This window comes from Nocardioides lacusdianchii (genome assembly GCF_020102855.1).
GTDB lineage: Bacteria > Actinomycetota > Actinomycetes > Propionibacteriales > Nocardioidaceae > Nocardioides > Nocardioides lacusdianchii.
The window spans coordinates 248162-273925 of record NZ_JADHZD010000005.1; the positions used below are offsets into that span (position 1 = coordinate 248162).

General features: G+C 72.3%; 26 protein-coding genes. 10 read left to right on the plus strand and 16 right to left on the minus strand.

The window, feature by feature from the left end; translation table 11 throughout:
• Window positions 1-35 precede the first annotated feature (35 nt).
• The 3 genes from IRX98_RS09625 to IRX98_RS09635 are packed head-to-tail and all read right to left on the minus strand — an operon-like array spanning window position 36 to window position 3620.
• A complete protein-coding gene (locus tag IRX98_RS09625) occupies window positions 36-1508 on the minus strand; it encodes a carboxyl transferase domain-containing protein (protein ID WP_224276174.1) in 1473 nt (490 codons plus the stop codon).
• Between the two features lie 28 nt (window positions 1509-1536).
• A complete protein-coding gene (locus IRX98_RS09630) occupies window positions 1537-3045 on the minus strand; it encodes a M1 family metallopeptidase (RefSeq protein ID WP_224276176.1) in 1509 nt (502 codons plus the stop codon).
• Window positions 3042-3620 carry an RNA polymerase sigma factor gene (locus tag IRX98_RS09635; RefSeq protein WP_224276178.1) on the minus strand — a complete coding sequence of 193 codons (579 nt, stop codon included), beginning with the start codon at window positions 3618-3620 and terminating at the stop codon, window positions 3042-3044. The genes IRX98_RS09630 and IRX98_RS09635 overlap by 4 nt, the downstream gene beginning before the upstream one ends.
• Window positions 3621-3640: 20 nt before the next feature.
• Between IRX98_RS09635 and IRX98_RS09640 the strand changes: the two genes are divergently transcribed.
• Complete coding sequence (locus IRX98_RS09640; protein ID WP_224276180.1) at window positions 3641-5089, plus strand: serine/threonine-protein kinase; 1449 nt, start codon at window positions 3641-3643, stop codon at window positions 5087-5089.
• 3 nt (window positions 5090-5092) lie between these two features.
• Here the strand turns inward: IRX98_RS09640 and IRX98_RS09645 are convergent, their stop codons facing one another.
• Window positions 5093-5737, minus strand: a complete 645-nt coding sequence (locus IRX98_RS09645; RefSeq protein WP_224276182.1) for a hypothetical protein — start codon at window positions 5735-5737, stop codon at window positions 5093-5095.
• Entirely contained in the window at window positions 5737-6396 is a 660-nt protein-coding gene (locus IRX98_RS09650) for a hypothetical protein (RefSeq protein WP_224276185.1), read from the minus strand. Before IRX98_RS09650 ends, IRX98_RS09645 begins: the two co-directional genes overlap by 1 nt.
• Before the next feature lie 72 nt (window positions 6397-6468).
• Here IRX98_RS09650 and IRX98_RS09655 point away from each other — a divergent pair, with 72 nt between their 5' ends.
• Complete coding sequence (locus IRX98_RS09655) at window positions 6469-7962, plus strand: amidohydrolase (RefSeq protein ID WP_224276187.1); 1494 nt, start codon at window positions 6469-6471, stop codon at window positions 7960-7962.
• Window positions 7963-8077: 115 nt separating this feature from the next.
• On the opposite strand, the gene IRX98_RS09660 is transcribed toward IRX98_RS09655, so the two are convergent.
• Window positions 8078-9259: a PucR family transcriptional regulator gene (locus IRX98_RS09660; protein ID WP_224276189.1), complete on the minus strand. Its 1182-nt coding sequence runs from the start codon at window positions 9257-9259 to the stop codon at window positions 8078-8080.
• A gap of 103 nt (window positions 9260-9362) precedes the next feature.
• On the opposite strand from IRX98_RS09660, the gene IRX98_RS09665 reads away from it, so the two are divergent.
• The 5 genes from IRX98_RS09665 (at window position 9363) to IRX98_RS09685 (ending at window position 14760) form a co-directional block, all read left to right on the plus strand.
• Window positions 9363-10493, plus strand: a complete 1131-nt coding sequence (locus IRX98_RS09665; RefSeq protein ID WP_224276191.1) for a ferredoxin reductase — start codon at window positions 9363-9365, stop codon at window positions 10491-10493.
• 34 nt (window positions 10494-10527) lie between these two features.
• The gene (locus tag IRX98_RS09670) at window positions 10528-11760 is read left to right on the plus strand and encodes a fatty acid desaturase family protein (protein WP_224276193.1); all 1233 of its coding nucleotides are present in this window, start codon (window positions 10528-10530) and stop codon (window positions 11758-11760) included.
• Between the two features lie 485 nt (window positions 11761-12245).
• Window positions 12246-12488 (plus strand): hypothetical protein, encoded by a 243-nt coding sequence (locus IRX98_RS09675; protein ID WP_224276195.1) that lies wholly within the window; start codon window positions 12246-12248, stop codon window positions 12486-12488.
• Window positions 12489-12588: 100 nt separating this feature from the next.
• On the plus strand, window positions 12589-14079 hold the full coding sequence (locus IRX98_RS09680; protein ID WP_224276197.1) for a PQQ-binding-like beta-propeller repeat protein: 1491 nt from the start codon (window positions 12589-12591) through the stop codon (window positions 14077-14079).
• Window positions 14080-14094: 15 nt separating this feature from the next.
• The gene (locus IRX98_RS09685) at window positions 14095-14760 is read left to right on the plus strand and encodes a nucleotidyltransferase domain-containing protein (protein WP_224276199.1); all 666 of its coding nucleotides are present in this window, start codon (window positions 14095-14097) and stop codon (window positions 14758-14760) included.
• A gap of 15 nt (window positions 14761-14775) precedes the next feature.
• Here IRX98_RS09685 and IRX98_RS09690 read toward each other — a convergent pair whose 3' ends face one another.
• Entirely contained in the window at window positions 14776-15588 is an 813-nt protein-coding gene (locus IRX98_RS09690; RefSeq protein ID WP_224276201.1) for a maleylpyruvate isomerase family mycothiol-dependent enzyme, read from the minus strand.
• A 150-nt stretch (window positions 15589-15738) separates the two neighbouring features.
• Between IRX98_RS09690 and IRX98_RS09695 the strand changes: the two genes are divergently transcribed.
• Window positions 15739-15951 (plus strand): DUF6458 family protein, encoded by a 213-nt coding sequence (locus tag IRX98_RS09695; protein ID WP_224276203.1) that lies wholly within the window; start codon window positions 15739-15741, stop codon window positions 15949-15951.
• Between the two features lie 77 nt (window positions 15952-16028).
• Here the strand turns inward: IRX98_RS09695 and IRX98_RS09700 are convergent, their stop codons facing one another.
• From IRX98_RS09700 to IRX98_RS09720, 5 genes are all read right to left on the minus strand, one after another.
• On the minus strand, window positions 16029-16634 hold the full coding sequence (locus tag IRX98_RS09700) for a response regulator transcription factor (protein ID WP_224276205.1): 606 nt from the start codon (window positions 16632-16634) through the stop codon (window positions 16029-16031).
• Entirely contained in the window at window positions 16631-17749 is a 1119-nt protein-coding gene (locus IRX98_RS23425; protein ID WP_224276207.1) for a sensor histidine kinase, read from the minus strand. Before IRX98_RS23425 ends, IRX98_RS09700 begins: the two co-directional genes overlap by 4 nt.
• The gene (locus tag IRX98_RS09710) at window positions 17686-18474 is read right to left on the minus strand and encodes an ABC transporter permease (protein WP_224276209.1); all 789 of its coding nucleotides are present in this window, start codon (window positions 18472-18474) and stop codon (window positions 17686-17688) included. Before IRX98_RS09710 ends, IRX98_RS23425 begins: the two co-directional genes overlap by 64 nt.
• Entirely contained in the window at window positions 18471-19394 is a 924-nt protein-coding gene (locus IRX98_RS09715; protein ID WP_224276211.1) for an ABC transporter ATP-binding protein, read from the minus strand. The genes IRX98_RS09710 and IRX98_RS09715 overlap by 4 nt, the downstream gene beginning before the upstream one ends.
• Window positions 19395-19589: 195 nt before the next feature.
• On the minus strand, window positions 19590-21464 hold the full coding sequence (locus tag IRX98_RS09720) for an acyl-CoA dehydrogenase (RefSeq protein ID WP_224276214.1): 1875 nt from the start codon (window positions 21462-21464) through the stop codon (window positions 19590-19592).
• Between the two features lie 302 nt (window positions 21465-21766).
• Between IRX98_RS09720 and IRX98_RS09725 the strand changes: the two genes are divergently transcribed.
• Complete coding sequence (locus IRX98_RS09725) at window positions 21767-22663, plus strand: sulfite exporter TauE/SafE family protein (RefSeq protein WP_224276216.1); 897 nt, start codon at window positions 21767-21769, stop codon at window positions 22661-22663.
• A gap of 113 nt (window positions 22664-22776) precedes the next feature.
• Window positions 22777-23235: an RrF2 family transcriptional regulator gene (locus IRX98_RS09730; protein WP_224276218.1), complete on the plus strand. Its 459-nt coding sequence runs from the start codon at window positions 22777-22779 to the stop codon at window positions 23233-23235.
• Between the two features lie 79 nt (window positions 23236-23314).
• On the opposite strand, the gene IRX98_RS09735 is transcribed toward IRX98_RS09730, so the two are convergent.
• From IRX98_RS09735 to IRX98_RS09750, 4 genes are all read right to left on the minus strand, one after another.
• Window positions 23315-23851: a hypothetical protein gene (locus tag IRX98_RS09735; protein WP_224276220.1), complete on the minus strand. Its 537-nt coding sequence runs from the start codon at window positions 23849-23851 to the stop codon at window positions 23315-23317.
• Between the two features lie 73 nt (window positions 23852-23924).
• Entirely contained in the window at window positions 23925-24557 is a 633-nt protein-coding gene (locus tag IRX98_RS09740; RefSeq protein ID WP_224276222.1) for a DUF2461 domain-containing protein, read from the minus strand.
• Window positions 24558-24611: 54 nt separating this feature from the next.
• Entirely contained in the window at window positions 24612-24893 is a 282-nt protein-coding gene (locus IRX98_RS09745; protein WP_224276224.1) for a DUF4190 domain-containing protein, read from the minus strand.
• Complete coding sequence (locus tag IRX98_RS09750; RefSeq protein WP_224276226.1) at window positions 24890-25540, minus strand: hypothetical protein; 651 nt, start codon at window positions 25538-25540, stop codon at window positions 24890-24892. Before IRX98_RS09750 ends, IRX98_RS09745 begins: the two co-directional genes overlap by 4 nt.
• Between the last annotated feature and the right edge of the window lie 224 nt (window positions 25541-25764).

Sequence of the window (25764 nt, forward strand, 5' to 3'; positions counted from 1 at the left end):
CGAGGAATCCTCCTCACGCACCGCTCGGCAAGCGGTCACACGTAGCGCCGCGCCCGCGACTCCGGCGACCCCGGCCCGGCGGCGAGCAGCGCGCTGAGCTCGTGCTCGAGCACGGCCCCGACCCTCCGGCAGAAATCCTCCGGCTCGTCGGCGGCGTCGGGCTTCTCAGCCACGATCCGGTCGACGACGCCGCGGCGGTGGAGATCGAGCGCGCGCACCTGCTGCGAGCGCGCCATCTCCGCGGCGTGCTCGAGGTCGCGGTGCACGATCGCCGACGCGCCCTCCGGCGGGAGCGGCGAGAGCCAGGCGTGCTGCGCGGCCACGACGCGGTCGGCGGGCAGGAGCGCGAGCGCGCCGCCGCCGTTGCCCTCGCCGAGCATCAGGCACAGCGTCGGCGCGTCGAGGGTGACGAGGTCGGCCAGCGACCGCGCGATCTCGCCGGCGAGCCCGCCGTTCTCGGCGTCCGCCGACAGCGCCGCGCCCTGGGTGTCGATGACCGTCACGAGGGGCAGTCCGAGCTCGGAGGCCAGGCGCATCCCGCGGCGCGCCTCGCGCAGCGCCTCGGGTCCCATCGGGTGGTCGGTGGTCTGCCCGCGCCGGTCCTGGCCGAGGAAGACGCACGGCGCCTCGCCGAAGCGGGCCAGCGCGATCAGCAGCCCCGGGTCGCGCTCGCCCTGGCCGGTGCCGTTGAGCGGTACGACGTCGCTGGCGGCGTAGCGCAGCAGACGGCGTACGCCGGGCCGGTCCGGTCGCCGCGACCGGGTCACGCAGTCCCAGGCGTCGACGTCGGGGACGTCGTCGTGCCCTGGGTCGGCCACCGGCGCGACACCCTCGCGCGCGGCCATCAGGATCGTCAGCGCGCGGTCGAGGATGTCGGCGATCTCGTCGGGCGGCAGCACCGCGTCGACGATGCCGTGGGCGTAGAGGTTCTCCGAGGTCTGCACGCCCTCGGGGAACGGCTTGTCGTAGAGCGCCTCGTAGACCCGGGGGCCGAGGAAGCCGACCAGCGCGCCCGGCTCGGCGACGGTGACGTGGCCGAGCGAGCCCCACGACGCCATCACGCCGCCGGTGGTGGGGTGGCGCAGGTAGACGAGGTAGGGCAGCCCCGCGCCGCGGTGGGCGGCGATCGCGGCGGAGATGCGCACCATCTGCACGAAGGCCGGCGTGCCCTCCTGCATCCGGGTGCCGCCGCTGACGGGCGCCGCCACCAGGGGCAGCCCCTCGCGGGTGGCGCGCTCGATGCCGGCGACGATCCGGTCCGCGGCGGCGCGGCCGATGGAGCCGGCCAGGAAGCCGAACTCGCCCACCAGCACGCCGATCCGGCGTCCGCGCAGCCGTGCCTCGCCGGTGAGCACCGACTCGTCGACGCCTGACTTCTCCGCCGCTGCGGCCAGCTCGGCGGCGTACGCCTCGCCGACGTCGGCGCGCACGGGAGCGGTGTCCCACGAGGTCCACGAGCCCTCGTCGAGCACGAGGTCGATGAGGTCATGGGCGGAGAGGCGGCTCATGTCCGGAGGGTACGCGCGACCGGGTCGCTCAGGAGGCGCGAACGCCCGGGCCGGGGGTGGTGCGACCGACGATCCAGGCGTCGAAGAACTCCGACAGCTCGAGTCCGGTCTCGGACTCCCAGTGGTCGTAGGCCTGCTCGCGCGAGACCGACGTGTTGTCGTGCGCGGCGAGCCACGAGCGCGCGACGCGGTAGAACTCCTCGTCGCCGAGCTCCACGCGCAGCTCGTTCCACATGAGCGCCGGCGTGTAGTAGATGTTCGAGCCGCCGAACTGGCGCGGGTCGTACGCCCCGGGCGGGCCGTAGTCGTCGCGCAGCTGCTGGTCGATGGCGCGGGCGGCGTCGAGGGTCTCGCGCAGGCGCCGGATGTCGTGCTCGTCCTCGTAGGTCCACTGCAGCAGCATCGTCATGCCCTCGTTGAGCCACACGTCGCGCCAGTCCGACGGCGAGACCTGGTCGCCGTACCACTGGTGCACGAGCTCGTGGGCGACGACCTGCGGGGACATTACGTAGTCGGTGTCGCCGAGGGTGACCATGGTCTGGGTCTCCATGGCGCTCTGTGAGGCGGTGACCACGAGGCCGAGGGTGTCGAAGGGGTAGGCGCCGAGCCGGTCCTCGACCCAGTCGACGGTGGCCGCCGCGCTCTGGATCCCCTCGAGCCGGCGCACCATCCCGCGCGGGGTCCAGTAGTCGACGCGCAGGCCGTCCTCGGTCGTGTTGGAGGCGTGGGCGTAGTCGCCGATCGCGAGGGTGATGAGGTACGACGACGCCGGCTCCACGAGCTGCCACGACGTGGTGGTGCCGTCCTCGTCGGTGGTGAGCTCGGTGAGCGCGCCGTTGGAGATCCCGGTCCACGGCGCGGGAGCGTGCACCGTGACGTCGTAGAGCGCCTTGTCGGACGGCTGGTCGTTGACGGGGTACCACGTGTAGGCGCCGTAGGGCTCCTGCATCGTCCACACCTCGCCGGTGTCGGTGACCGTGAAGCCGGTGGTGGAGAAGTCGCTGCGCGTGGTGGGTGCCGGCGCGGGCTCAGGGGTGCCGGCGTAGTCGAGGGCGAGCTCGTGGCGGTCGTCCGCGGTGATCGGGGCCTGCACCACCAGGTCCTTGCCGCGGCGGGTGAAGCGGACCGGCTCGCCGTCGAGGGTCAGCTGCCCGACGGCCAGCGGCGCGCCGAGGTCGAGCTGGAAGCGCGGGGCGGTGCGCGCCGCTCGGAACGTGATGACCGCGCTGCCGGTGAGCCGCTCGCGCCCCGGCTCCCACGTGAGGTCGAGGTCGTAGTGCAGGGCGTCGACCCGCGGGTCGCCGACGTCGGGGTAGACGCTGTCCTCGCGCGGCTCGGACACCGCGAGGTCGAGGTCCTGCTCGACCGGGTCTGTCAGCGGGGGCGTCGAGGCACGCGCCACACCGTCGGAGGCCGGCGCCGCTGCTGTGGGAGCCGGCGTGGTGAGGGCGTCGGGGGCCGCGACCTCGCCGGAGCAGCCGGTGAGGACCGCGAGGGACAGGACGAGGGTGAGTCCGGTGCGAGCCGTGAGGCTCACCTCTCGCCCCGGAGCAACGGCCGGGCGAGCTTGCGGCCGTGGTGGATCTGGGCCTTCACGGTGCCGAGCGGGGCGTCGACGAGCTCGGCGATCTCGTCGTAGGGCAGGCCGTAGACGTCGCGCAGCAGCAGCGGCTCGACGTACTGCGGGTGGTCGACCTCGATGGTCTCCATCGCGTCGAGCAGGTCGAGACGGGTGCCGGCGATGACGCTGGTGGTGCGCGGGTCCGGCCGGTCGTGGGCGCCGTCCTCGAAGTCGGTGGGCGTGGCGAGGTTCTTGAGCCGCCGGTAGGTCGTCCGGGCGCTGTTGACCGCCACGATGTGCAGCCACGTGGTGAAGCGGCCGCGACCGCCCCAGGAGTCGATCCGGGTGGCGACGTTGAGCATCGCCTCCTGGCACGCGTCCTCGGAGTCGCCGGAGAAGGGGAGAACCCCGCGGCAGATGTTGAGCACCCGCGGACGCACCGCCCCGAGCAGCATCTCGAGCGCGTCGCGGTCGCCGTCACGTGCCCGACGCGCCAGGTCGTCGATGTCGTCCGGCGTCAGCGCGTCGCCCGGGTCCCCCGAATAGTTCACCCCTGCACGATAATGCCCACGTGTCCGCTCCCTCTCGTCTCGGTCGTTACCCGGTGCGCCGTCGCATCGGCTCCGGGGCGTTCGCGACCGTGTGGCTCGCCCACGACGAGCACCTCGACTCGCCGGTGGCCATCAAGGTGCTGGCCGACAACTGGACCGGGGACCTCCACATCCGGCAGCGGTTCGTCGAGGAGGGCCGCTTCCTGCGCAAGGTGGAGTCGCCGCACGTCGTGAGCGTCTACGACGCCGGCGAGCTCGAGGACGAGCGTCCCTTCCTCGTCATGGCGTACGCCGACCAGGGCACGCTGGCGGACCGGCTCGAGCTCGGCATGTTGAGCCGGGCGCAGGCGCTGACGGTCGTCGACCAGGTCGGCAAGGGCCTCACCGCCCTGCACGAGCGCGGGGTGCTGCACCGCGACGTGAAGCCGGCCAACGTGCTCTTCCGCACCGTCGGCACCGCAGCCGGCGAGCAGGTGATCGCGATGCTGGGCGACCTCGGCCTCGGCAAGGCGATGGACATGTCCTCGCGGCTGACCATGGTCGGGGGCACGCCGACGTACGTCGCCCCGGAGCAGGCGCGCGGCGAGGGCCTCGACGCCCGCGCCGACCAGTTCTCGCTCGCGGCACTGGCCCACTACCTCCTCGCCGGTCGCCAGCCGTTCGCCCACTCCAGCCTCTCCGCGGCGGAGGACCCCGCACCGCCGCCGCCGATGGGGATCGGCAACCCCGAGGCCGAGGCCGTGGTGCTGCGCGCGCTGGCCAAGGACCGCGACGACCGCTTCGAGGACGTCGCGTCCTTCACCGCCGCGCTCGTCGACGCGATGGGCGGGGAGCTCGACGCGTCGCCGCAGGCGTGGGTCCCGGTCGACCCGGACCTCACCCGCACCGAGCCGGGCACCGGCGCCACCGATCCGACCCCGTCCGACAGCCCGGCCGCGCGCCGCCGCTGGCCGGGGTTCGTCGCGGCAGCTCTGGTGCTCCTGCTCGGCGCCGGGGCGGGGTGGTCGCTCGAGCGCGCCAGCACCGCCACCCGTACGGTCTCCGACGACACCGGCACGCTCTCGGTCACCGTCCCGGAGTCGTGGACGGCGCAGGTCGACCCCGAGCAGTGGGTGCCGGTCGAGGGTGAGCAGTCGCAGCCGTCGCTGGCCGCCGGCAGCCGGGAGGGCTGGAACACCGAGGAGGGGGCCGCCCCGGGTGTCTTCATCGGGATCCTCTCCTCCGACAAGCTGCCCTCGCGCGTGCCGCAGCACGCGGAGTGCGTCGACGCGCCCGGTGGCCTGATCAGGGACGAGCGCAACGGCGACGCGTCGATGACGATGATCTTCAGCGGCTGCCCCGGCGCCGACTACATGGTCGAGCGTGTGGTGCAGGTCAACGCCAGCCAGCTGCTCTGGGTGCAGGTCCGCAGCGACAAGCGCGCCACGGCCAACACGGTCCTCGACTCGGTGACGACGTCCGGGATCTGAGCCTCAGCCCAGCGAGACGCCTGCCGCGACGCGGCTGATCAGGTCGGCCATGCCGTCCGCGTCCCGGGCGCGCCCGGTGACCGCGATCTCGACCTGCGCGTCGTCCGAGCCCGTGACGTCGAGCCAGGTCAGGAAGCCGTGGCGCAGGTGGTTGCTGGCGACGAAGGTGAAGTGCAGGCTGCGGTCGGTCCGCTCGAGGATCGTGACGTTCTGCTCGTCCTCGTTGAGCTCGTCGATGCGACGGTCCAGGGTCCAGCTGATGGAGCGGCGGTTGCTCAGCACCTGCTCGACGCGCATCACCTGGCCGAAGGACGGCTGGTCCGGCGGGCGCCACTGCCACTCGTTGAGGGAGTTCTCGGAGAAGGTCCAGCCCTGCGGCACCGGCAGCGTCATCCGGAACCCGCCGCTGCCGACCTCACCGGGGACCAGGCGGGTGCCCGGCTCGAGGGGCGGGTACGCCGGATCGGGGAGGATGTCCGGCACGGGGTCCACCGGCAGGCTCGGCGACGCGGCGACCACCGGGGCGGGCGCGCCGTCGCCGCGGGGGAGCTCGCCGAGGGCCCAGGAGGCGCCGAAGCCGCCCACCAGCCCCAGTGCCAGCAGCAGTGCGACGAGGGCGGCACCGCGGCGCGTCGCGATCGCGTCCATCAGGGCAGCTCGATCGCCTGGGCGGTCGCACCGCGCATGCCCTCGGCCACCCGCCGGATCAGGTCACTGGTGCCCTCGACGTCCCGCTCGCGCCCGTGAACGACGATCTCGACGTCCGCCTGGCCGCTGCGGTCGAGGTCGAGCCACCGCATGAAGCTGTGGCGCTTGTTTCCCTCGTTGCTGCGGTAGGTGTACTCGAGCGAGTTCGCGCCACGCTCGCGGATCGACACGTCCTCCTGCTCGTCGAGCAGCCGCTCGATGCGGATGTCGATGGCGTCCTCGATGGTGATGTCCTGGCTGTTGATCTGCTCGATGCGCATCACGTAGGTGTTGTTGGACGTGCCGGGCTTCTTCCACTTCCACTCGTTGGTGGCGTTGGCGTTGGTGCTCCAGCCCTTCGGCGCGGGGAAGGTGATCTCGAACTTCCCGCTGCCCAGCCGGGCCTGCTCCATCGCGATGCCGGGCTCGAGCGCCGGGTCGTCGGGGTCGGCCTCGAACGGCTGCGGTGCCTCGATCGGCAGCTCCGGGCGCGCTGCGGGCACCGGGGCGGCGACGCCGGAACCGATCGTGGTGTCGCGGGTCTGTGCGGACGCGGCGAAGCCGCTCCCGGCGCCGACCGCCAGGAGCGCGACCAGCACTGCAGGCCCCCGCCACTTCATACGACCAATCTAGCCGTCCGCCACAGGAGGGCCGGTCAGCGTGGTGGCTCCGCGCCTCCTACCGTGGTCCCCATGCTGATCCGCAACGTCCGCCTCGTGGCGGTCACCGAGCCCGCTGCCCCCGGCCTGGTCGACGTACGCCTCGACGGTGGACGCGTGGTCGAGGTCGGCCCCGGCCTCGCCGACCTCGGGGGCTGGACGTACGACGGGCGCGGGCGCTGGCTGGCGCCCGGGCTGTGGGACCAGCACGTGCACCTCGGCCAGTGGACCCTGGCCTCGGCGCGGCTCGACCTCGCCCCGGCGCGCTCGAGCACGGAGGCGGTGGCGCTGGTGCGCGAACGACTCGAGCAGTGGCCCGACCTGCCCGTCATCGGCTGGGGGCACCGGCCCACGGCCTGGCCGGACAACCCCGCGGTGTCCGACCTCGACGCCGTCGACACCGACCAGCCGATCGTGCTCATCGCCGGCGACGGCCACCACGGCTGGCTCAACACGACCGCGCTGCACATGCTCGCCCTGCCCACCCGCGACAGCGTGGTGAGCGAGGGCGAGTGGTTCATGGCCTACGGCCGGCTCGCCACGGTGCTCGGCACCGACGGCACCGGGCCGGAGGCCTACCGCCGCTCGATGGAGGCCGCCGCCGCGCAGGGCGTGGTGGGCCTCGTGGACCTCGAGTTCAGCGGCGGGGTGGCCGACTGGGTCGAGCGCTGGTCCGAGGGTGCAGACCTGATCCGGGTCCGCCACGCATGCTACGCCGACGGCCTCGACGACGTGCTGTCGCGCGGACTGCGCTCCGGCGACTCGCTCGACGGCGACCCGCGGCTGACCATGGGTCCGCTGAAGATCATCAGCGACGGCTCGCTCAACACCCGCTCCGCCTGGTGCTGCGAGCCCTACGCCGAGAAGGCCGTGCCCGGCGCCGAGGAGGGCCAGCCCAACCAGACGCCCGAGGAGCTGCGCGCCCTGCTCGCCCGCGCCGCGGCCGGTGGTCTCGACGTCGCGGTGCACGCCATCGGCGACCGCGCCGTGGCCGAGGCCCTCGCGGCGTTCGAGGAGACCGGTGCCCACGGCGGCATCGAGCACGTCCAGCTCACCACCCGCGACGACGTACGCCGCATGGCCGAGCTCGGCGTGCGCGCCAGCGTCCAGCCCGCCCACCTCCTCGACGACCGCGACGTCGCCGAGCGGCTGTGGCGCGGTCGTGCGGAGCGGTGCTTCCCGCTGCGCTGGATGTTCGACGACGGCGTCGACGTGGTGCTCGGCTCCGACGCCCCGGTCTCGCCGCTCGACCCGTGGCTGGCCATCGCCGCCGCCATCCACCGCTCCGCCGACGAGCGCGAGCCGTGGCACCCCGAGCAGGCGATCACCGCCCGTGAGGCGCTCGCCGCCTCCACCGACGGCTGGGGCACCGTGGCGCCCGGCCACCCGGCCGACCTGGTGCTCCTCGACGCCGACCCGCTCGACGGCGACTCCGACCAGGACCACGCCGAGCGGCTGCGAGCCTTCGCCGACCAGGTCGTCGTGACCTGGGTGGCGGGCGAGCCGGCGTACGAGCGCGAGGTGTGAGCGCGGGCTTAGCGCGGGCCCAGCTGTAACGCCGGGTTAGTGCTTGTACCCACCCGGATATATCCAGGTGGCTACAGCTACCAACCCGGCGTTACATCGGCCGCTGGGGGTGGGCTCACGCCAGCGCCAGCGTCGCGTCGAGCACGAAGGCCGGGTCCTCGAGCCGGTCGCCGTACACCTCCCGCAGCTGCCCCACGCGGTAGCGGACGGTCTGCGCGTGGACGAAGAGCTCCTCGGCCACGGCGTCGCGGCGCCCGTGGTGGAGCAGCCAGCTGCGGAGCGTGTCGGTGAGCTTCTCGGCGGTCGAGGGCCGCAGGTCCGCGAGCGGCGCAAGGACCCGCGCGCGGAGGTCGGCGCGGGCCTCGGGGTCCGCGCCCAGGAGGAGGGCGGCGAGGTGCTCGTCGGAGTCGACCAGCCCGTCGCGCCCGAGCGCCGCGCAGCGCAGTGCCCGGCGGTGGGACGCGGCTGCCTCGAGCCACGGTGCCGAGGGTCCGACGACGGCGTCGGTGCCCTGCAGGGCGCGCAGGAGCGCAGGCCGCGCACCGGCCGACCCGGTGCCCGGCACCAGGAGGGAGGCATGGCCCTCGGCCAGGCCCGGCACGTCGTCGGACGACTGGAGGGTGCGGGAGTCGAGGGCGGTCAGTGCGGCCGAGACCTGCGACTCCGGCAGCACGACCGCGGTCAGGGTGGCCGGTGGCTCCCAGTCGGCGCGCTCGGCGGCGGCGTTGACGGCGTCGGCGGGGGCGCCGGTGAGCAGTGCCCGGGCGAGGCGCTCGAGGTTGCGCTGGCGCACGCGCCCGCTGCTCTCCAGCTCGTCGGTGTGCCCGGCCACGGAGGCGGCGGAGAGCTCGTCGATGTAGGCGAAGACCAGCTCGGCGAAGCGCGCGAGCTGACCGGGGTCGATGCCCGCGGCCACGGCGGAGTCCGCCATGTCGCGCCACGACACCCGCGCCCCGACCCGGTAGGCGGCGAGCAGTGCCTCGACCGTGCGCCCGCTGCGCGCCTCGCCGCGACCGAGCTGGTAGGCGCCCTCGATCGCGGGCGCCTTGGGCGCGTCGGCGTCCTGGCGGGTGGCCAGGGTGAGGAAGCCGCCGAGGGCGAGCTGGACGGCGTTGCGGATCATCTCGCCCATCCGGCCGCTCAGCGACCCGGCGTAGCTCGGCACCTCGTCGATGATGGTGAGCACCGCACGGTCCGCGACCTCGGCCAGCCGTGACCGCAACGCCTCGGCGACCTGCGGGTCGAGACCGACGACGGTGTGCATTTGTGTGGCCGGGCGCACAGAGCGTGATGCCATCGGGACTCCTGAGGTCGTTATTGTTCGCAGAGAACAAGAGTCTAGCCCCGATTCACGTGCCCGAGGCAGGAAGTCGCGGCCAGGATCCGCGACATTTGATGACATGAGCACGACTCTCGAGCCCCCGGTGCGCGGACGGCGACTGACGAAGACGGTCGGCGACCGCCTCGTTCGCGTCGCCGAGGCCGCCACCACGCCCTACCTGCCCGCCGACTTCATGGACTTGTTCGCGCCGCTGCGCCCGGGTGCCGACCTCCGCGGCCGCATCGAGTCCGTCGAGCCCGAGACCGCCGACGCGGCCACGATCGTGATCCGCCCCGGCGCCGACTGGGCCGGCCACGTGCCCGGCCAGTACCTCCGTATCGGCATCGACATCGACGGCGTACGCCAGTGGCGCGCCTACTCGCTCACCCACGGCCCGCGCCGCGACGGCCGCATCTCCATCACCGTCAAGGCGGTGCCGGACGGCCTCGTCAGCAACCACCTCGTCCACCAGGCCCGCCCCGGCACGCTCGTCCACCTCGAGCGGGCCGCCGGCGAGTTCGTGCTGCCGCCCGAGGGCGGCAAGTTCCTCATGGTGACCGCCGGGTCGGGCATCACGCCCGTCATCGGCATGCTGCGCAACCTCTTCCCCAGCACCGACGAGGGCGTGCTGCGCCCGGCCCGCAGCGCCGAGCACGACATCGTGGTCGTGCACGTCGCGCCGAGCCACCCCCACTCGATCTTCATCCGCGACCTCGAGGCGCTCGACGCCGCGGGTGCCATCCGCCTCGTCGCGAGGTACGACGACGAGCACGGCGTGCTCGACGTCGCCGACCTCGCCACCCTGGTGCCGGACCTCGCCGAGCGCACGACGCTCGCGTGCGGCCCCGCCGGCCTGCTCGACGCCCTCGGCGCCCACCACGAGGCCGCCGGCCTCACCCTGACCACCGAGCAGTTCCGCACCGCCCGCGTCGAGCCCGGCGACGGTGGCACCGTCACCTTCGCCTCCGGCACCACCCTCGCCCTGGACGGCGCGACGCCGATCCTCGACGCCGCCGAGGAGGCCGGGATGCTGATGCCGAGCGGCTGCCGGATGGGCATCTGCATGGGCTGCGTCATCCCCCTGCGCGAGGGCAGCGTCCGCGACCTGCGCAACGGCGCGATCACCACCGCCGTGCCCGGCGAGACCGGCGACATCAAGGTGCAGACCTGCATCAACGCCGCCGCCGGCCCCTGCCACATCGACCACTGACCCAGACCTCCCCCGACACCCCCAGGAGATCGACATGACCACGATCCAGAAGAAGTCCGTCCTCGGACAGGACAACCCGATCGCCCACCTCACCGAGGCCGACATCGAGCAGATCGGCATCGAGCTCGACGCCATCCGCCAGGACGTCCTCGACAGCCGCGGTGCCGCCGACGCGGCGTACATCCGCCGGGTCATCGACACCCAGCGCAAGATCGAGCTCGGCTCGCGCGCGGTGCTGCTCTTCAGCGCCTTCCCGCCGGCCTGGGTCCTCGGCACCCTCGGCCTGAGCGTCTCCAAGATCCTCGACAACATGGAGATCGGCCACAACATCCTCCACGGCCAGTGGGACTGGATGCGCGACCCGAAGATCCACTCCAGCACGTGGGAGTGGGACATGGCCTCGCCCGCCGAGCAGTGGAAGCACAGCCACAACGAGCTGCACCACACCTACACCAACGTGATCGGCAAGGACAACGACCTCGGCTACGGCATCATGCGCGTGGACGAGGACCAGCCGTGGACGCCGGCCTCGCTCGCCCAGCCGGTGTTCTGCTTCATCAACGCCGTCTTCTTCGAGTACGGCATCGCCGCCTACGACCTCGAGCTCGGCTCGGTCATCGCCAAGAAGCAGACCAAGGACCCCGACTTCCGCCGTCGCGCCAAGCAGGTGCTCGGCAAGATCCGCAAGCAGGCCACCAAGGACTACGTCGTCCACCCGGCCATGTCGATCCCGACCGGCTCCTTCCTGCCCACGCTCGCGGCCAACTTCACGGCCAACATCGTGCGCAACCTGTGGTCCAACTCGGTCATCCTCTGCGGCCACTTCCCCGAGGGCGTCGAGACCTTCGAGAAGCGCTCGATCGACGGCGAGACCAAGGGCGAGTGGTACGTCCGCCAGATGCTCGGCAGCGCCAACATCTCCGGGTCGAAGGCCCTGCACATCATGACCGGCAACCTGTCGCACCAGATCGAGCACCACCTCTTCCCGGACCTGCCGTCCAACCGCTACGCCGAGATCGCCCCGAAGGTGAAGGCGCTGTTCGACAAGTACGACCTCACCTACTGCGCGCGTCCCATGCCGCAGCAGGTCTACTCGGCCTGGCACAAGGTCGTCCGCCTCTCGCTGCCCAACGGCTGGCTGAAGACGACGAACGCCAAGAACGCCCCGCAGCAGCTCGGCATCCTCTACAAGATGGCCACCGGCGACCGGCGTACTCGTCGCCTGCTGGGCCGCAAGCTCGAGAGCGAGGCCCGCGCGGCCGCCTGACCCCCACAGGTGGTCTGGACCTTCGTGCTGGCACGGATGTATCAGGAGCGCCCCGAGGGCATCCTTGTAGACATCAGGGAAGCACGGGGAGAGATGGGCACCGAGATGAGCACGACCAGGGGAGCGGTCCGATGATCCGTATCGGTGCCGTGGGGGAGACGGCGTACGACGGACGACCCGAGGCCGCGCAGCCGGTCCTGCCGAGGCCACGTGCCGCGGGGGACCGGGCGGTCTCGGGGAGCCCGCCCCGACGCTGAGTCGTGACCGGGCGGCGGCCGGGGGGCCGTCGCCCGGTCCGTGCTGCCCGCCGAGGGACAGGGCCTGACCGCGGGTCCTTGACGCAGTCCGGGGCATGTCTGGACCGTCTCTCGAAGACTTCGCCAAGGCTTCTCCTAGTCGTGAACGGCGTCCCCGCACGCTCCTAGCCTTGGTCCCACCAGGCGGTCCGTGGGGGACCAGCCGGGTGGGGCAGAAGGAGCCAGCTGATGAAGCGCGAGCGCGATCACCACGAAGACCTCTCGGGACGCATCAAGTCACTCGACATGTTCACCGGGTCGCTGGTGGCCCGGTCGCAACCGGAGCCGGTCGCCGAGGCGGTCCCGGTGCACGAGCCCGCGCCGCAGCGGGTCCCGGTGCCGCGTCGCTCACGCGTGTTCCTGCGCCACGGTGCCGGCGCCTTCGCCGACCTCACGCTGACCACGCCGCGACCGCGCGCCGCCGTCGACTGAGGCGCCGCTCCGGGCGTCGACCGGTCGTGTGACCGACGCATCGGCGTACGCCGCGCTGCGCCTCCCCGGGCACCGCGGGTCGCTCACCTAGAGTCGCCCGGTGGTCTGGCTGGTCGGTGTGCTCCTGCTGCTCTGGCTGGGGTGGGGACCGGCCGTGCTCGTCGTCGCCGCAGCCCTGCTGTGCGTGCCGCGCCTGCGCTGGTGGGTGCTGGACCGCGCCCACGTCAGCCGCCGGGTCGCCGGCATCTCGGTCGCGGCAGTGTTCCTGCTGGTCGGCGTCGCGGTGGTGGTCCCCGACGGTTGGCTGCCGATCCCGCCCGCGCCCGGCGCGTGGGCCGGCCCGTCGTACGTCGGACGACCGGCGACCGCGCAGCCGGTCCCCGGCGAGCTGCCGCAGAACCCCCAGCTCGCCGCAGCCGGGTCGTCACGCCCCGGCCCCCTCGGCCTGCAGCCCGAGGTCGAGACCGCGTGGTTCGGCCTCCAGCAGTGCGCGCGCCTCGAGCCCACGGCCACCGGCCTCCTGCTGGCCCGGTGCACCGACCGCTCGGGTCCGAGCCTGCGCCTCGTCGACGCCGACACGATGCGGCCGGTGGTCAGCCGCGAGCTGCCGGAGGACGCGACGTGCGACGACGACCCGTCCTACCTCGACGCGAGCGACCGCGTCGTGGTCGCGACCCGCGACCGCCAGGTGCTGGTGGTCGGCACGCGGTCGGCGAAGGACGAGCCCGACCTGTCCACGCTGTCGACGACCGACCTCAAGCCCTACGTCCCCTTCGGCGACTGCCTCGTCGGGCTCGCGCCCGACTGGACGGGCACGACCTGGTGGGCGTCGGCCAAGGGCCTCGTCGGCACCATCGCCGCGGACACCGGGCAGGTGCGGGTGACCGACCTCGGCGAGGACGTGGGCCGTCAGCTCGCCACCGACGAGTCCGGCGCCTACGTCGTCACCGACGCCGCGCTGCACCGCCTCGTGGCCGGGGCGGACGGCACCCCGCAGACCGTGTGGCGCAGCGAGTACGACGGCTCGAGCGGCTCGCCGCCGGTGCTGCTCGACGGCGGCGTCGTGGCGATCACCGACCGCGTCGACTCACGGCTCGGCGTGCTGTTCGTGGCCCGCGACGACGGGCGCCACCTGTGCCGCCAGTCGGTCTTCGAGGAGGACGACGGCGCCACCGACAGCCCCCTGGCCCCCCTCGGGCGAGGGGTCGTGGTCACCAACAACGACGGCTACTCCTCCCCACGCAGCACCCTGCTCGGCTTCACCAGCAGTCCGGGTGTGGCGCGCGTCGACCTCGTCGACGACGGGTGCGTCGTGCGCTGGACCAGCGACGCGGTCTCCCCGAGCTCGGGCGTGACGGTGAGCCGTCCCAACGGCCTGGCCTACGCGTGGACCAAGCGGCCATCGTTGACCGGCGTGAGCGCGTGGCACCTGACCGCGATCGACCTGCAGTCCGGGCGGAGCATGTGGGGCGTGCGGACCGGCACCGGCCTCCTCGCCGGCAGCCACCACTCCGAGGTCGCCCTCGGCCCCGACGGCACCGCGTGGCTGGGCACGCTCTCCGGGCTCGTGCGGGTGCAGGACCGCTCCTAGGTAGTCTCGCCAATCGTGCCGTCGACTCCGCTCTCCCCGCCGACACCCGAGCCGCCCACAGTCGGACCCCTGCCACCGGAGGGCTTCCGTCGTTGGTACGGCGGATGGGACCCCCTCGACCCCACGACCATCGCGGAATTCATGGAGGGCTTCGACCGGCCCTGGTGGATCATCGGCGGATGGAGCATCGAGGTGTTCACAGGCGTCAGCCGGGCGCACGAGGACATGGACATCTCCATCCTGTCGAGTGATGCCGAAGCGTTCCGGATGTTCCTCGGCGAGCGCTGGACACCGTGGAACGTTGACGACTCCTGGTTCCGACCGTTCGACGCCCGATTCAGCGACGTACGACCAGACAGTCAGCTCTGGATCCGCCGGGACGCGCAGTCCCCGTGGGTCCTGGATGTCCCGTTCACCCCCGACACCGGGGGCCGCTGGACGAACAAGCGCAATCCCGAGCACACCGAGGAGCTTGACGCCGTCACCTGGGTCGCGCCCGACGGACTGCGCTACGCGCGGCCTGAGGTCACGCTGATGTTCAAGGCCGCACAGTCGAGGGAGAAGGATCGACTGGACGCCGACGTGGCTCTCCCGATGCTGGACGACGCCTCCCGCGGGTGGCTCCGCGATGCAGTGGCCGCGATCGACCCCCACCACGCCTGGCTCGGCGTTCTCCAGTAGCGGCGGTCCTCCACGTCACGGAGTGACGGCCATAGAGGCCAGGACCCGATCGCCCAACGCCGTGTCGCCCGAGACCCGGACGCTGCCGGGAGCGGCGGCGCGCCGCCCGCCCGCGAGCAGGACGAAGGTCTCGCGGTCCATCGCCAGCGTGGCGGTCGCGTCGTCGGCGGTCGTCCCGGTGCGGCCGCGACCGTCCTCGCCGACCACGGCGGTCGCGGGCTCGTGGCCCTCCACCTCGAGGCGTACGACGCTGCCGACCGGCGCGCCGGCCCGCTTGGCGACCATGAGGGGCAGGCTCTCCAGCAGGTAGTCGGTCGCGTGCCGCGCGGGCGCCGAGTCGAGGTTGCCGGGCAGGTCGAGGGCGCGGCGGACGTCCTGCTCGTGCATCCAGACGTCGAGGGGGCGGTTGCGCAGCAGCAGGCCGGTCGTCCACCCGATCGCGCCGAAGGCACCGGGGGCCGGCGCCGAGGTGTCGGTCGGCGGGTCGGCGAGGAGCTGGGTGTGCCGCGCGGTCGCCGACTCGCGGATCTCGGTGATGACGGCGTCGCCCGGGTGCGCGCGTCGGGCCACGACGCCCTGCTCGGTGAACTGCCCCATCATCCCGCGCGCGTGGGGCGCCTCGCCGACCTCGACGTCGTCGTGGGGACGCCCGGCGAGGAGCGCCTCGAGGTGGGCGGTGTGGGCCGCCACGGCGTGCACGTCCCACCCGGGCAGGTCGGTCGGGGTCGTCCACTGGTCGTCGCCGACGTGCTCGAGCAGGTGGGTGAAGGAGTCGATCGCCTCCCACCACACGGCGACGAGGGCGGTGAGGCGGTCCTGGTCCGTCATGGCCCCGAGCCTAGGGGCTCCGGCCGACACGGGCCGGCACCCGCGGACACCCCCACGGGTGTGAGGTGCGCGGGTCGGGGTCGCGGGAGGTCCTAGGCTTCCGGGGACGGTCGGCCCCGAGACCGACCGCGACACGTCAAAGGAGTCATCGTGGGTATCGGCATCGGCATCCTGCTGCTCGTCATCGGCCTGATCCTCCTCTTCGCCATCAAGGAGTTCCCCGACTCCCTGCAGGAGGTCGTCGACCCGACCACGGTCGGCTGGATCCTGGTCATCGCAGGCGTGCTGGCCCTCGTGCTCGGCCTCGTCATGAACAACCAGCGCTCGAAGACCACCCACGTCGAGGAGCGCCGCGACGTCTGACGTCACGCGTGGGGTGTCGGCGACCGCGTCCCGGCGCCCCCACAGCGTCACAGCGGGTTGAGCGCGCTCCCCGTCACCTACAGCCAGCCGCGGTCCAGCGCGATCCGTGCCGCCTCGCTGCGCGTCGTCGCGCCCGTCTTGCCGATCGCAGCCGACAGGTGGTTGCGCACGGTGCCCTCCGACAGGTGCACCCGCGCGGCGATCGCGGCGACCGGGGACCCATCGAGCGCGTACGTCAGCAGCTCGCGCTCGCGACCCGTCAGCGGGCTCGGCCCGTCGATCAGCGACTCGGCCGCGAGGTCGGGGTCGATCACCCGCAGGCCGGCGTGGACACGCCGCACCGCGTCGGCGAGCTGGCGCGCAGGGGTGTCCTTGACGACGAACCCCGAGGCGCCGGCCTCGATGGCGCGACGGACGTAGCCCGGGCGCCCGAAGGTGGTGACGACGAGCGAGCGCACGCCCGGCAGCTCGCGGCGCACGGCGGCGGCCGCGTCGATGCCGGTGAGCCCCGGCATCTCGATGTCGAGCAGGCAGACCTCGGCGCCCGAGGCGCGCGCGGCCTCCACGACCTCGTCGCCGCGCCCGACCTGGGCGACCACCTCGAGGTCGGCCTCGAGGTCGAGGAGAGCGGCGAGCGCGCCCCGCACCAGCGCCTGGTCGTCGGCGAGCAGCAGCCGGATCACGGCAGCGCCACCTCCACCCGCGTGCCCGGGTCCGCCGGGGAGATCGCCAAGGTGCCGCCGACCCCGCTGACGCGCTCGCGCATCCCGCGGAGCCCGTTGCCCTCGCCGCCGCTGCACCCGGCGCCGTCGTCGGTGACGCAGATGCCGCGGGGGCTGAGCTCGATCACCACCGAGTCGGCGCGTGCATGGCGTACGACGTTGGTGACCGACTCGCGCAGCACCCAGGCCAGCAGCGCCCGGTGGCGCGGGTCGGTGTCGGCGACGTCGCCCGTCACGGTCGTGGCGATGCCGGCGTCGGCGAGGACCAGGGGCGCCGCGGCCAGCTCGGCCTCGAGGTTGCCCGCCCGCAGGCCGCCGACGGTGGCGCGCACCTCGGCAAGCGCCTGGCGGGCAGTGGCCTGGATGGACTCCAGCTCGGCCTTGGCCCGGACCGGGTCGACGTCGACGAGCCGGGCGGCGAGCTCGGCCTTGACCGACAGCGCCGTCAGCGAGTGGCCCAGCACGTCGTGCACGTCGCGCGCCACCCGTTCGCGCTCGGTGACCAGCGCGAACTGGCGCTGCGCCTCGTGGGCGACCTCCTCGCGCTCGCCGAAGATCCGGAGCATCACGCCGCCCAGCATGATCGGCCAGAGCATGAGGAAGATGTAGGACGGGAAGCCCTCGATGCCCAGCAGCGAGAGCAGCGGCAGCACGGCCCAGGCGGCGACCGACCACTTCCACGCCGGCGACGGCAGCTCGAGTGCCGACAAGATGGCGAGGTAGGGGGTGTAGGAGACGGCGCTGACGCCGATCACCGGCACCGTCGCCAGCCCGAGGGCGACCATCAGGCCCAGGAAGACCCAGGTGTTGTTCCGCGGGCTGTAGGCCATCACGTTGGCCACCGCGAAGCCCGCGATGCACAGCAGGCTCGCGACCTTCGCGAGCACCGGGGCGTCCGACTCGGCGACCGCGATGACGGGGTAGGCGAGGAAGACCAGCCAGATCGCGGCGAAGGCCCAGCCCCACTTCTCCCAGGGGTTGGGGGGCAACGGGTCGGCGGTCACGCCGGCCGTCACGTGCGCGCCCGGCTGCGGCGTACGCCCCACAGAGCCATCAGGCAGAAGATCACCGTCCACACGAGCACGTTAGCGACCGGCAGCCACAGCGGGTCGTGCTCGCCGTTGGGGAGCCACCCGTCGGTCTGCGGGTAGTGCGCCAGCGCCGCGAAGCCGTACATCGGCGTCAGACGGCCGATGTCGAGCATGAGTCCGTCCATCGGCGTGAAGAGGTTGCCGAGGAAGGCCATCACCACGATGAGTCCCGACGCGATGCCGGCGGTGTTGGGGCCGCGGAAGACCAGGCAGATCGCCAGGCCGTAGACCGCGAACATCGCCGACCCGAGCCAGACCACCAGCCCGGACATCACCCAGTCGCCGGCCGAGCCGCTGGCGCCGGTGATCGCACCGATCGCGAAGACCAGCCCGACCGCGACGGCGGCCACGGTCATCGCGACGCCGGCCTTGATCCCGACGAGCGCCAGCGGCCGCAGCGGGGTCAGCGCGAGCTGGCGGCCCCAGCCCATCGTCTGCTCGATCGTCGCCCCGCCCGCGACGGTCGTGGTGGCCGTCACCGCGGCGTACGTCGCCATCGAGGTCATGACGTACATCGCGACGTTGCCGCTGCCGACCCGCTCGTCGGAGCCGAGGCCGAACACGACGTACATGAACGACGGCAGAGCGACGATGAAGAACATCCCCACGCGGTCGCGCAGCTGCCGCCTGAGGTCGAGGGCGGCGTACGTCGCCAGGGCCGGGCGCGGCGCGCGGGTGGTGGCTGTGGGGATCGTGCTCGTGGCGGTCATCGGGTGGCTCCGGTCAGCTCGGCGGCTGTGGCGGCGTCGGGCGCGATCTCGGGGGCGGCCCCGGGCGTGTCTCCGGTGAGGGCGATGAACGCCGACTCGAGGCTGGCGCTCGACACCTCGATCCCGGACACGCCGAGCGGGGCGAGGGCCTGCTCGACGCGGGCCAGCCACGCGGGGTCGAGGCCGTCGGGGCGTACGACGTCGTCCGGCGGCCGGAACGACACGCTGCGACCGCCGAAGGCCGCGCGTACGTCCGCCGTGGGCCCGTCGGCCACGATCCGGCCGCCGGCGATCAGCACCGTGCGCTCGGCGAACGCGTCCGCCTCGGCGAGGTAGTGTGTGGCGAAGACGATGGTGCGCCCTAGTGCGGCGTCGGCGCGCATGGTGTCCCAGAAGTGCTGGCGGGTGGCGACGTCCATCCCGGCGGTCGGCTCGTCGAGGACGAGCAGGTCAGGGTCCGGCACGAGCGCCAGGGCGAACTTCAGGCGCTGCTGCTCACCGCCCGAGCAGGCCTGCACGCGGCGGTCGGCGATCTCGGCCAGCCCCGCGCGCTCGATGACGGTGGCCACCCGGTCGCTGCGCCCGTGGGTCGCGGCGATCGCCCGCACCGTCTCCTCGACGGTGAAGTCCGGAAGCAGGCCGCCGGTCTGCATCACGGCCGAGACGCGGCCCTGCGTCACCGCGCGGCGAGGCGGCCCGCCGAAGACCTCGACGGTCCCGGCGTCGGGACTGGTGAGCCCGAGCAGCATGTCGACGGTCGTGGTCTTCCCGGCTCCGTTGGGGCCGAGGAAGGCGACGATCTCACCGGGCTCGACGACCAGGTCGACGCCGTCGACCGCGACGACGGTGCCGCCGTCGGGGGCGCGGAAGGTCTTGCGGAGCCCCGAGGTGCGGATGGCGGGTGCGTGGGTGTCGGTCACGGCTCCAGCCTCGCCGTGCCGGCCCCGGTGCACAGGGGGCAGAGGTCACGACCTCGGCGTGACACCTGTCATGCCGGCGGCCGATCGGTGGTTGAGGTGCGAGCGCAGCGAGCCTCGAAACCGCACGTCCGGGACGCAGGTTTCGAGGCTCGTCGCTGAAGCTCCTCGCACCTCAACCAGCGAGGTGCGCTCCGATCAGAAGGACGACTCGTCGAGGTCCATCAGGTCGAGGGTGGTGGCCTCGGCGATGGCGCGCTCGGCGCTGACCTTCGGCAGGTTGGTCTGCGCGAAGAACTGCGCCGCGTGGACCTTGCCCTCGTAGAACGCCTTGTCCTTGGCCGACACCTCGCCGGACAGCTTGTCCAGGGCGACCTCGGCCTGGCGCAGCAGCAGCCAGCCGCAGACCACGTCGCCGAGCACCATCAGCAGGCGGGAGGTGTTGAGCCCGACCTTGTAGATGTTGCGCACGTCCTCCTGCGAGGACATGAGGTCGTTGATCATGTGGCCGACGATGGCGTTGGCGTCCTCGAGCGCGGTGGCGAGCAGGGCCCGCTCGTTCTTGAGGCGACCGTTGCCGGCCTCGGAGGCGATGAAGCCCTCGATCTCCTTGGCCAGGTGGCCCAGCGCGCGGCCCTGGTCCTTGACGATCTTGCGGAAGAAGAAGTCCTGGCCCTGGATCGCGGTCGTGCCCTCGTAGAGGGTGTCGATCTTGGCGTCGCGGACGTACTGCTCGATCGGGTACTCCTGCAGGAAGCCGGAGCCGCCGAAGGTCTGCAGCGACTCGGTGCCGAGCAGCACCCACGAGCGCTCCGAGCCGTAGCCCTTGACGATCGGGAGCAGCAGGTCGTTGACGGCCGCGGCGAGGCGGGCCTCGTCGGAGTCGGCGGTGCCCTCGTGCTCGGCGACCATCACCTGGTCCTGCCACGTGGCGGTGTAGAGCACCAGCGCGCGCATGGCCTCGGCGAACGACTTCTGCGTCATCAGCGAGCGGCGTACGTCGGGGTGGTGCGTGATCGTCACGCGCGGGGCGGTCTTGTCGGCCGCCTGGGTCAGGTCGGCGCCCTGTACGCGCTCCTTGGCGTAGTCGAGGGCGTTGAGGTAGCCGGTCGACAGCGTGGCGATGGCCTTGGTGCCGACCATCATGCGGGCGTTCTCGATGACCTGGAACATCTGGGCGATGCCGTCGTGGACCTCGCCGAGCAGCCAGCCCTTGGCGGGCTCGCCGCCGCCGACCTGCGGGTCGCCGAAGGTGACCTCGCAGGTGTTGGAGACCTTGATGCCCATCTTGTGCTCGACGTTGGTGACGTAGACGCCGTTGCGTTCGCCGGTCAGCTCGCCGGTCTCGGGGTCGAAGTGGTGCTCGGGCATCCAGAAGAGCGACAGGCCCTTGGTGCCCGGACCGCCCACGCCCTCGACGCCCTCGGGGCGCGCGAGGACGAGGTGCATGATGTTCTCGCTCATGTCGTGCGTGGCGCTGGTGATGAAGCGCTTGACGCCCGTGATGTTCCACGAGCCGTCGTCGTTGGCGACGGCCTTGGCGCGGCCGGCGCCCACGTCGGAGCCGGCGTCGGGCTCGGTGAGGACCATCGTGCAGCCCCACTGGCGGTCGACCATGTGCTGGGCGACAGCCTTGTCGCGCTCGTTGCCGTTGCGGTGGACGACGGTGGCGAAGGCCGGGCCGGCGGCGTACATCCACACCGGGGCGTTGGCGCCGAGCACCATCTCGCCGATCGCCCAGATCAGCGACGAGGGGGCGGGGGTGCCGCCCATCTCCTCGAAGACCTGCAGGCGCCAGAACTCCGAGTCCATCCAGGCCTGGTAGCTGGCCTTGAACGACTCGCTCACCGGCGCGGTGTGCGTGGCGGGGTCGAAGACGGGCGGGTTGCGGTCGCTGTCCTCGTAGGAGGCGGCGATGTCCTCGCGGGAGAGGCGCTCGACCTCGCGGAGGATCTCGCGGGCGCTCTCGCCGTCGACGTCACCGAAGGGTCCGGTGCCGAGCACCTCGTCCCGGCCGAGGACCTCGAAGAGGTTGAACTCGATGTCGCGGAGGTTGGTCTTGTAGTGGCTCACGGCTTCCACCTGTCAGGTCGCGTGCGGGTGCGGATCTCGGGGGCGAGCCGTGCTGGGTGGGCACGTGCTACTCGCCGGTAACAAAATGATGCCTCGCCGGACGGCGTCACGCAACACGAACCCCGAATCTGCCTCGTCACAGCGGCGCGGACGAGCGTCGGATCCCGCCCGGTCGCTCCCCAGATCTGGTGAAAGGACACGCCGATCGGCATCTCGGGTTTGTCGATCACCCAAACTATGTCTAGTCTTTCACCCGACAAACGTCACTCACTCGACTCGCTGCACCTGAAAGGGGCTCGCCCGTGCGCAAGCTCATCGTCCTCGGCTTCGTGGGGCTGCTCGCCCAGCTCATCGACGGATCACTCGGCATGGCCTACGGCGTGACGTCCTCGACGCTCCTGCTCGCCGCCGGTGTCGCCCCCGCCGCCGCCTCGGCCGCGGTCCACTTCTCCGAGCTCGGGACCTCGCTCGTCTCCGGCGCCTCGCACCACAAGTTCGGCAACGTCGACTGGCGCACCGTCGGGATCCTCGCGGTGCCCGGCTTCGTCGGCGCGTTCCTCGGCGCGACCCTGCTGTCCAACATGGATGCCGCGGTCGCCAAGCCGGTCGTCGCGGTCATCCTGCTGAGCCTCGGCTTCTACGTCGTCTACCGCTTCCTGCGCCTCGGCGGCGCCCGCCCGACCTTCAAGGGCCGGCCGTCGGTGGCCTTCCTGGCCCCGATGGGCCTCGTCGCCGGCACGCTCGACGCCGTCGGTGGCGGTGGTTGGGGCCCGGTCGGCACCACGTCGCTGCTCTCCAGCGGTCGCCTCGAGCCCCGCAAGGTCGTCGGCTCGATCGACACGTCCGAGTTCGTGGTCGCGGTCGGCGCCTCGCTCGGCTTCCTCTTCGGCCTCGGCTCGGCCGGGATCAACTGGGGCTACGCCGGTGCGCTGCTGGTCGGCGGCGTGATCGCAGCCCCGATCGCCGCGTGGCTGGTGCGCCACCTCGCCGCCCGCGTGCTCGGCACCGCTGCCGGCGGCCTGATCATCCTGACCAACTCCAAGACCCTCCTCGAGGCCGTCGGAGTGCCCGGCGTCGGTGTCGCCGTGACGGCTGCGGTCGTCTTCGTGCTGTGGATCAGCGCGATCGTGTGGGCCGTGAAGCAGGAGCGTCTCTCCCGCGCCGCCGCGCGCGACGAGGCGGAGCTGCAGCCCGTCTGAGGGGTCGTCCCGATGCCGTACGCCGTCCTGCGCTCCGGGGCGGCGTACGGCTGTCGCGGTGCCGCGACGCCCAACACGAGTGTGTGTGTCGACTTGTCTGACAAACTGGCCCCATGCGCGTCTCCGCCAAAGCCGACTATGCCCTCCGGGCGCTGATCGAGATCGCGGTGCGCACCGACGGCACGGCCGTCAGCGCCGAGCAGCTGGGCAAGGCCCAGGGCATCCCCCACGGCTTCCTCCAGGCGATCCTCGCCGACCTCCGACGCGCCGACATCGTGGTGTCCCAGCGCGGCCAGTCGGGCGGGTGGCGCTTCGCGCGCAAGCCGGCGACGGTCACCGTCGCCGACGTGATCCGCGCCGTGGACGGTCCGCTGGTCTCGGTCTACGGCCTGCGTCCCGAGGCGGTGGAGTACGACGACTCGGCCCAGGTGCTCCAGCACGTCTGGATCGCGGCGCGCCACTCGCTGCGCATGGTCTTCGAGCAGGTCTCCATCCAGGACCTCGCCGACGGCACCCTGCCCCAGGGCGTCGCCGCGCTCACGCAGGACGAGGACGCCTGGCAGCCCCACTGACCCGCCCTCGGAGGTTGAGGTGCGAGCGCAGCGAGCCTCGAATCGGTGGTTGAGGTGCGAGCGCAGCGAGCCTCGAAACTCAGGCGGCCAGCCTCCGGTTCACCAGGCGGCGCCGCTTCGTGATCTTCGAGAGCCGCCGGTCCAGGCGCGCCTCCTCCTCGATCAGCGCGATCCGCGCGACCTGGGCTGCGAGCTGGTCGTCGCCGAGGTCGGACGGCAGCACGTGCGTCCGCCCCTCCTTGACCTGGGACGTCCACGCGGTCGGCGGCTCAGCCGAGAAGCCGCTGGTGACCACGAGCACGACGCGGAACCCGGCGAGGCCGTCGAGCGCGAGGGCTGCCTGCTCCGGCGTCGCCCCGAAGAAGTCGGGCACGCTGGCGAAGCAGTCGGACCCGCTCTTGTGGGCCCTGCGGCAGACCTTCGCCCACGCGCCCTCGACGTGCTTGCGCTTCAGGCCGGCGGCCTTGTGGGTCCGACGGATCTCGATGCCGGCGTGGTCGAGGACCTCGGTGTCGACGTCGGGGACGACGATCCGTCCCAGGGCCAGTGCGTTAGTCATCGCACTCACGTCGACGGGGGCCGGGCCGATGTGCAGCAGGAACAGCTTCTTGGCCATGGCGTCAGCGTCGCGGCGTACGGCGTCGGGTGCGTGAACGTCGCGGGACGTCGAGCCGAACTCTCGTCGCCGACTAGCCCGGGTCGACGGCGCGCAGCCAGCTGACGAGCGGGCGCAGGGTCTTCCAGTCCGCCCGCACCCGGTCGACGAGACCGGCGTCGATGGCGTCGGCCTCGAAGCCGTAGGACCTGTTCGCGATGAGCTGCTTGCAGCGCAGCAGCTCGATCCGGGGGTGGTCGGCGGGCCAGCCGCGCGGCGACGTCTTGAGCCGCTCGCCGCCCAGCTCGAAGCCGTCCTTCTCCAGGCGCTTGAGGAGCCGCTCGAGAGCCTTGCCGGACTTCTCGTCGGCCATCGCCTCGCGGATCGCCGCCAGCCGCGGGCCGTCCGCGTCGTAGAACCCCGCCCCGACGCGGGTGCCGCGTGCGGAGATCTCGACGTACCACCCGGTCGACGGCGCCGCGGCGACGTACGCGCCCTGGTGGGTCTTGTAGGGCGTCTTGTCCTTGGCGAAGCGCACGTCGCGGTAGGGCCGGAACACCTTCGCCGGGCCGAACTCCGGCTCGAGCTCGGCCACGAGCGCCTTCATCGGCGCCTCGACGGACTCCTTCCAGACGCCCTTGTGGGCCTCCCAGAAGGACTTGGTGTTGTCCATCTCGAGGTCGTCGTAGAAGTCGAGCGCGGCGACGGGGAATCCGGTGAAGCTCACCCCGCGACGCTAGCCCACCGAGCCCACGCCGGCTGCTGGTGGCCGCCGTCCTGCTCAGCCGGCAGGCGCGCTGCCGGAGGTGGTCCCGGACGGCTCGAGGGAACCGGTGACGAGCGCCGACCCGAGCGCGGCGACGAGCCCCACGGCGCCGATGACGATGGCGGCGACGGCCCACCAGGACGCAGGCGTCCCGTCGCGGCGCGAGCGCCGGACCGACACGATTCCCAGGACGAGTCCGGCGAGGGAGCCGAGGCCGAAGATCCACAACAGTGACAGGACAAACGCTCCCAGGGCCAACGAGTCCCCCCGGTCACGAGAAGGCGATGCGGTGCTCATGTGTTCTCCTCGAGTGTTTCCGGCATCCACGCAGTGCGCGGGGCCAGTTCTGTGAGCTCGCGTTCGAGGTCCTGCTTGACCTCGTCGAGTGTAGCCTGCATTCCGATCGAGCATTCGAGATCGTCGAGCGAAATGGATATCTCTCGCTTTTGCAGGGCGAGAATTCGCGGATCCGATTGATCGGTCAATGATGAAAGGGATTGGTGGTCGGCGAACAATTCCTGTTGCGCCTCGACGGGCCCGTCGAAGTCGTGGCCGAGTGAGCGCATGCACTCCGCCCACCGCTCCGACTCCGCCACGAGCGCCGGCGTGGTGAAGCTGGCGAGCGCCTCGCCGGTCTCGCTGACGGCGGGCGGCAGCGACTCCTTGAACCATGCCTGCTGTGCGAACACGAGCTCGGTGGCCTCCTGGCGACAGGCCGCGAGCCTCCTCACGTAGGTGAGGTGGCGCCGGGGCGGCAAGGTGGCGGCGTGGTCCTCGTTCGGGGTGTCGACCAGCGCCTGCGCCGTCGCCTCCGTGAGGAGCGCGGAGGTGCTGATGCCGAATCCGTAGGTGGTCCGCCACGCGACGGTGCTGCGCTCGGCCTGGTTCGTGGCGTCGTCGTCGAGGTAGGTCTCGACGACGTAGGGGAGGTCCCGGGCGGCCATGCACTCGCCCGTCGCTCGCTGGAGGACCGCGAAGCTCTCCGGGGTGGTGTGGCCGAAGACCAGCTCGTCGACGAGGGGGGTCGGCGTGGCGGTGTCGCGACCGGCGCCCTGGGTGGGCTGCGTGGTCGCGTCGCCCGGGCTCGGGGGCGCGGTGGGCGGCTCGCCGGTGCATGCTTGGAGCGTGAGGAGGAGGGAGGCGCAGGTGAGGGCAGCCACGGGGCCCG

Excerpts from the sequence above, each read along its gene's own strand:
- IRX98_RS09750 (WP_224276226.1), bottom strand. The coding sequence starts at position 25,540 with ATGGCCGCCCGGGACCTCCCCTACGTCGTCGAGACCTACCTCGACGAC.
- IRX98_RS09735 (WP_224276220.1), bottom strand. The coding sequence starts at position 23,851 with ATGGCCAAGAAGCTGTTCCTGCTGCACATCGGCCCGGCCCCCGTCGAC.
- IRX98_RS09670 (WP_224276193.1), top strand. The coding sequence starts at position 10,528 with ATGACCACGATCCAGAAGAAGTCCGTCCTCGGACAGGACAACCCGATC.
- IRX98_RS09625 (WP_224276174.1), bottom strand. The coding sequence starts at position 1,508 with ATGAGCCGCCTCTCCGCCCATGACCTCATCGACCTCGTGCTCGACGAG.
- IRX98_RS09650 (WP_224276185.1), bottom strand. The coding sequence starts at position 6,396 with ATGAAGTGGCGGGGGCCTGCAGTGCTGGTCGCGCTCCTGGCGGTCGGC.
- IRX98_RS09675 (WP_224276195.1), top strand. The coding sequence starts at position 12,246 with ATGAAGCGCGAGCGCGATCACCACGAAGACCTCTCGGGACGCATCAAG.
- IRX98_RS09745 (WP_224276224.1), bottom strand. The coding sequence starts at position 24,893 with ATGAGCACCGCATCGCCTTCTCGTGACCGGGGGGACTCGTTGGCCCTG.
- IRX98_RS09730 (WP_224276218.1), top strand. The coding sequence starts at position 22,777 with ATGCGCGTCTCCGCCAAAGCCGACTATGCCCTCCGGGCGCTGATCGAG.
- IRX98_RS09665 (WP_224276191.1), top strand. The coding sequence starts at position 9,363 with ATGAGCACGACTCTCGAGCCCCCGGTGCGCGGACGGCGACTGACGAAG.
- IRX98_RS09655 (WP_224276187.1), top strand. The coding sequence starts at position 6,469 with ATGCTGATCCGCAACGTCCGCCTCGTGGCGGTCACCGAGCCCGCTGCC.
- IRX98_RS09690 (WP_224276201.1), bottom strand. The coding sequence starts at position 15,588 with ATGACGGACCAGGACCGCCTCACCGCCCTCGTCGCCGTGTGGTGGGAG.
- IRX98_RS09710 (WP_224276209.1), bottom strand. The coding sequence starts at position 18,474 with ATGACCGCCACGAGCACGATCCCCACAGCCACCACCCGCGCGCCGCGC.
- IRX98_RS09660 (WP_224276189.1), bottom strand. The coding sequence starts at position 9,259 with ATGGCATCACGCTCTGTGCGCCCGGCCACACAAATGCACACCGTCGTC.
- IRX98_RS09645 (WP_224276182.1), bottom strand. The coding sequence starts at position 5,737 with ATGGACGCGATCGCGACGCGCCGCGGTGCCGCCCTCGTCGCACTGCTG.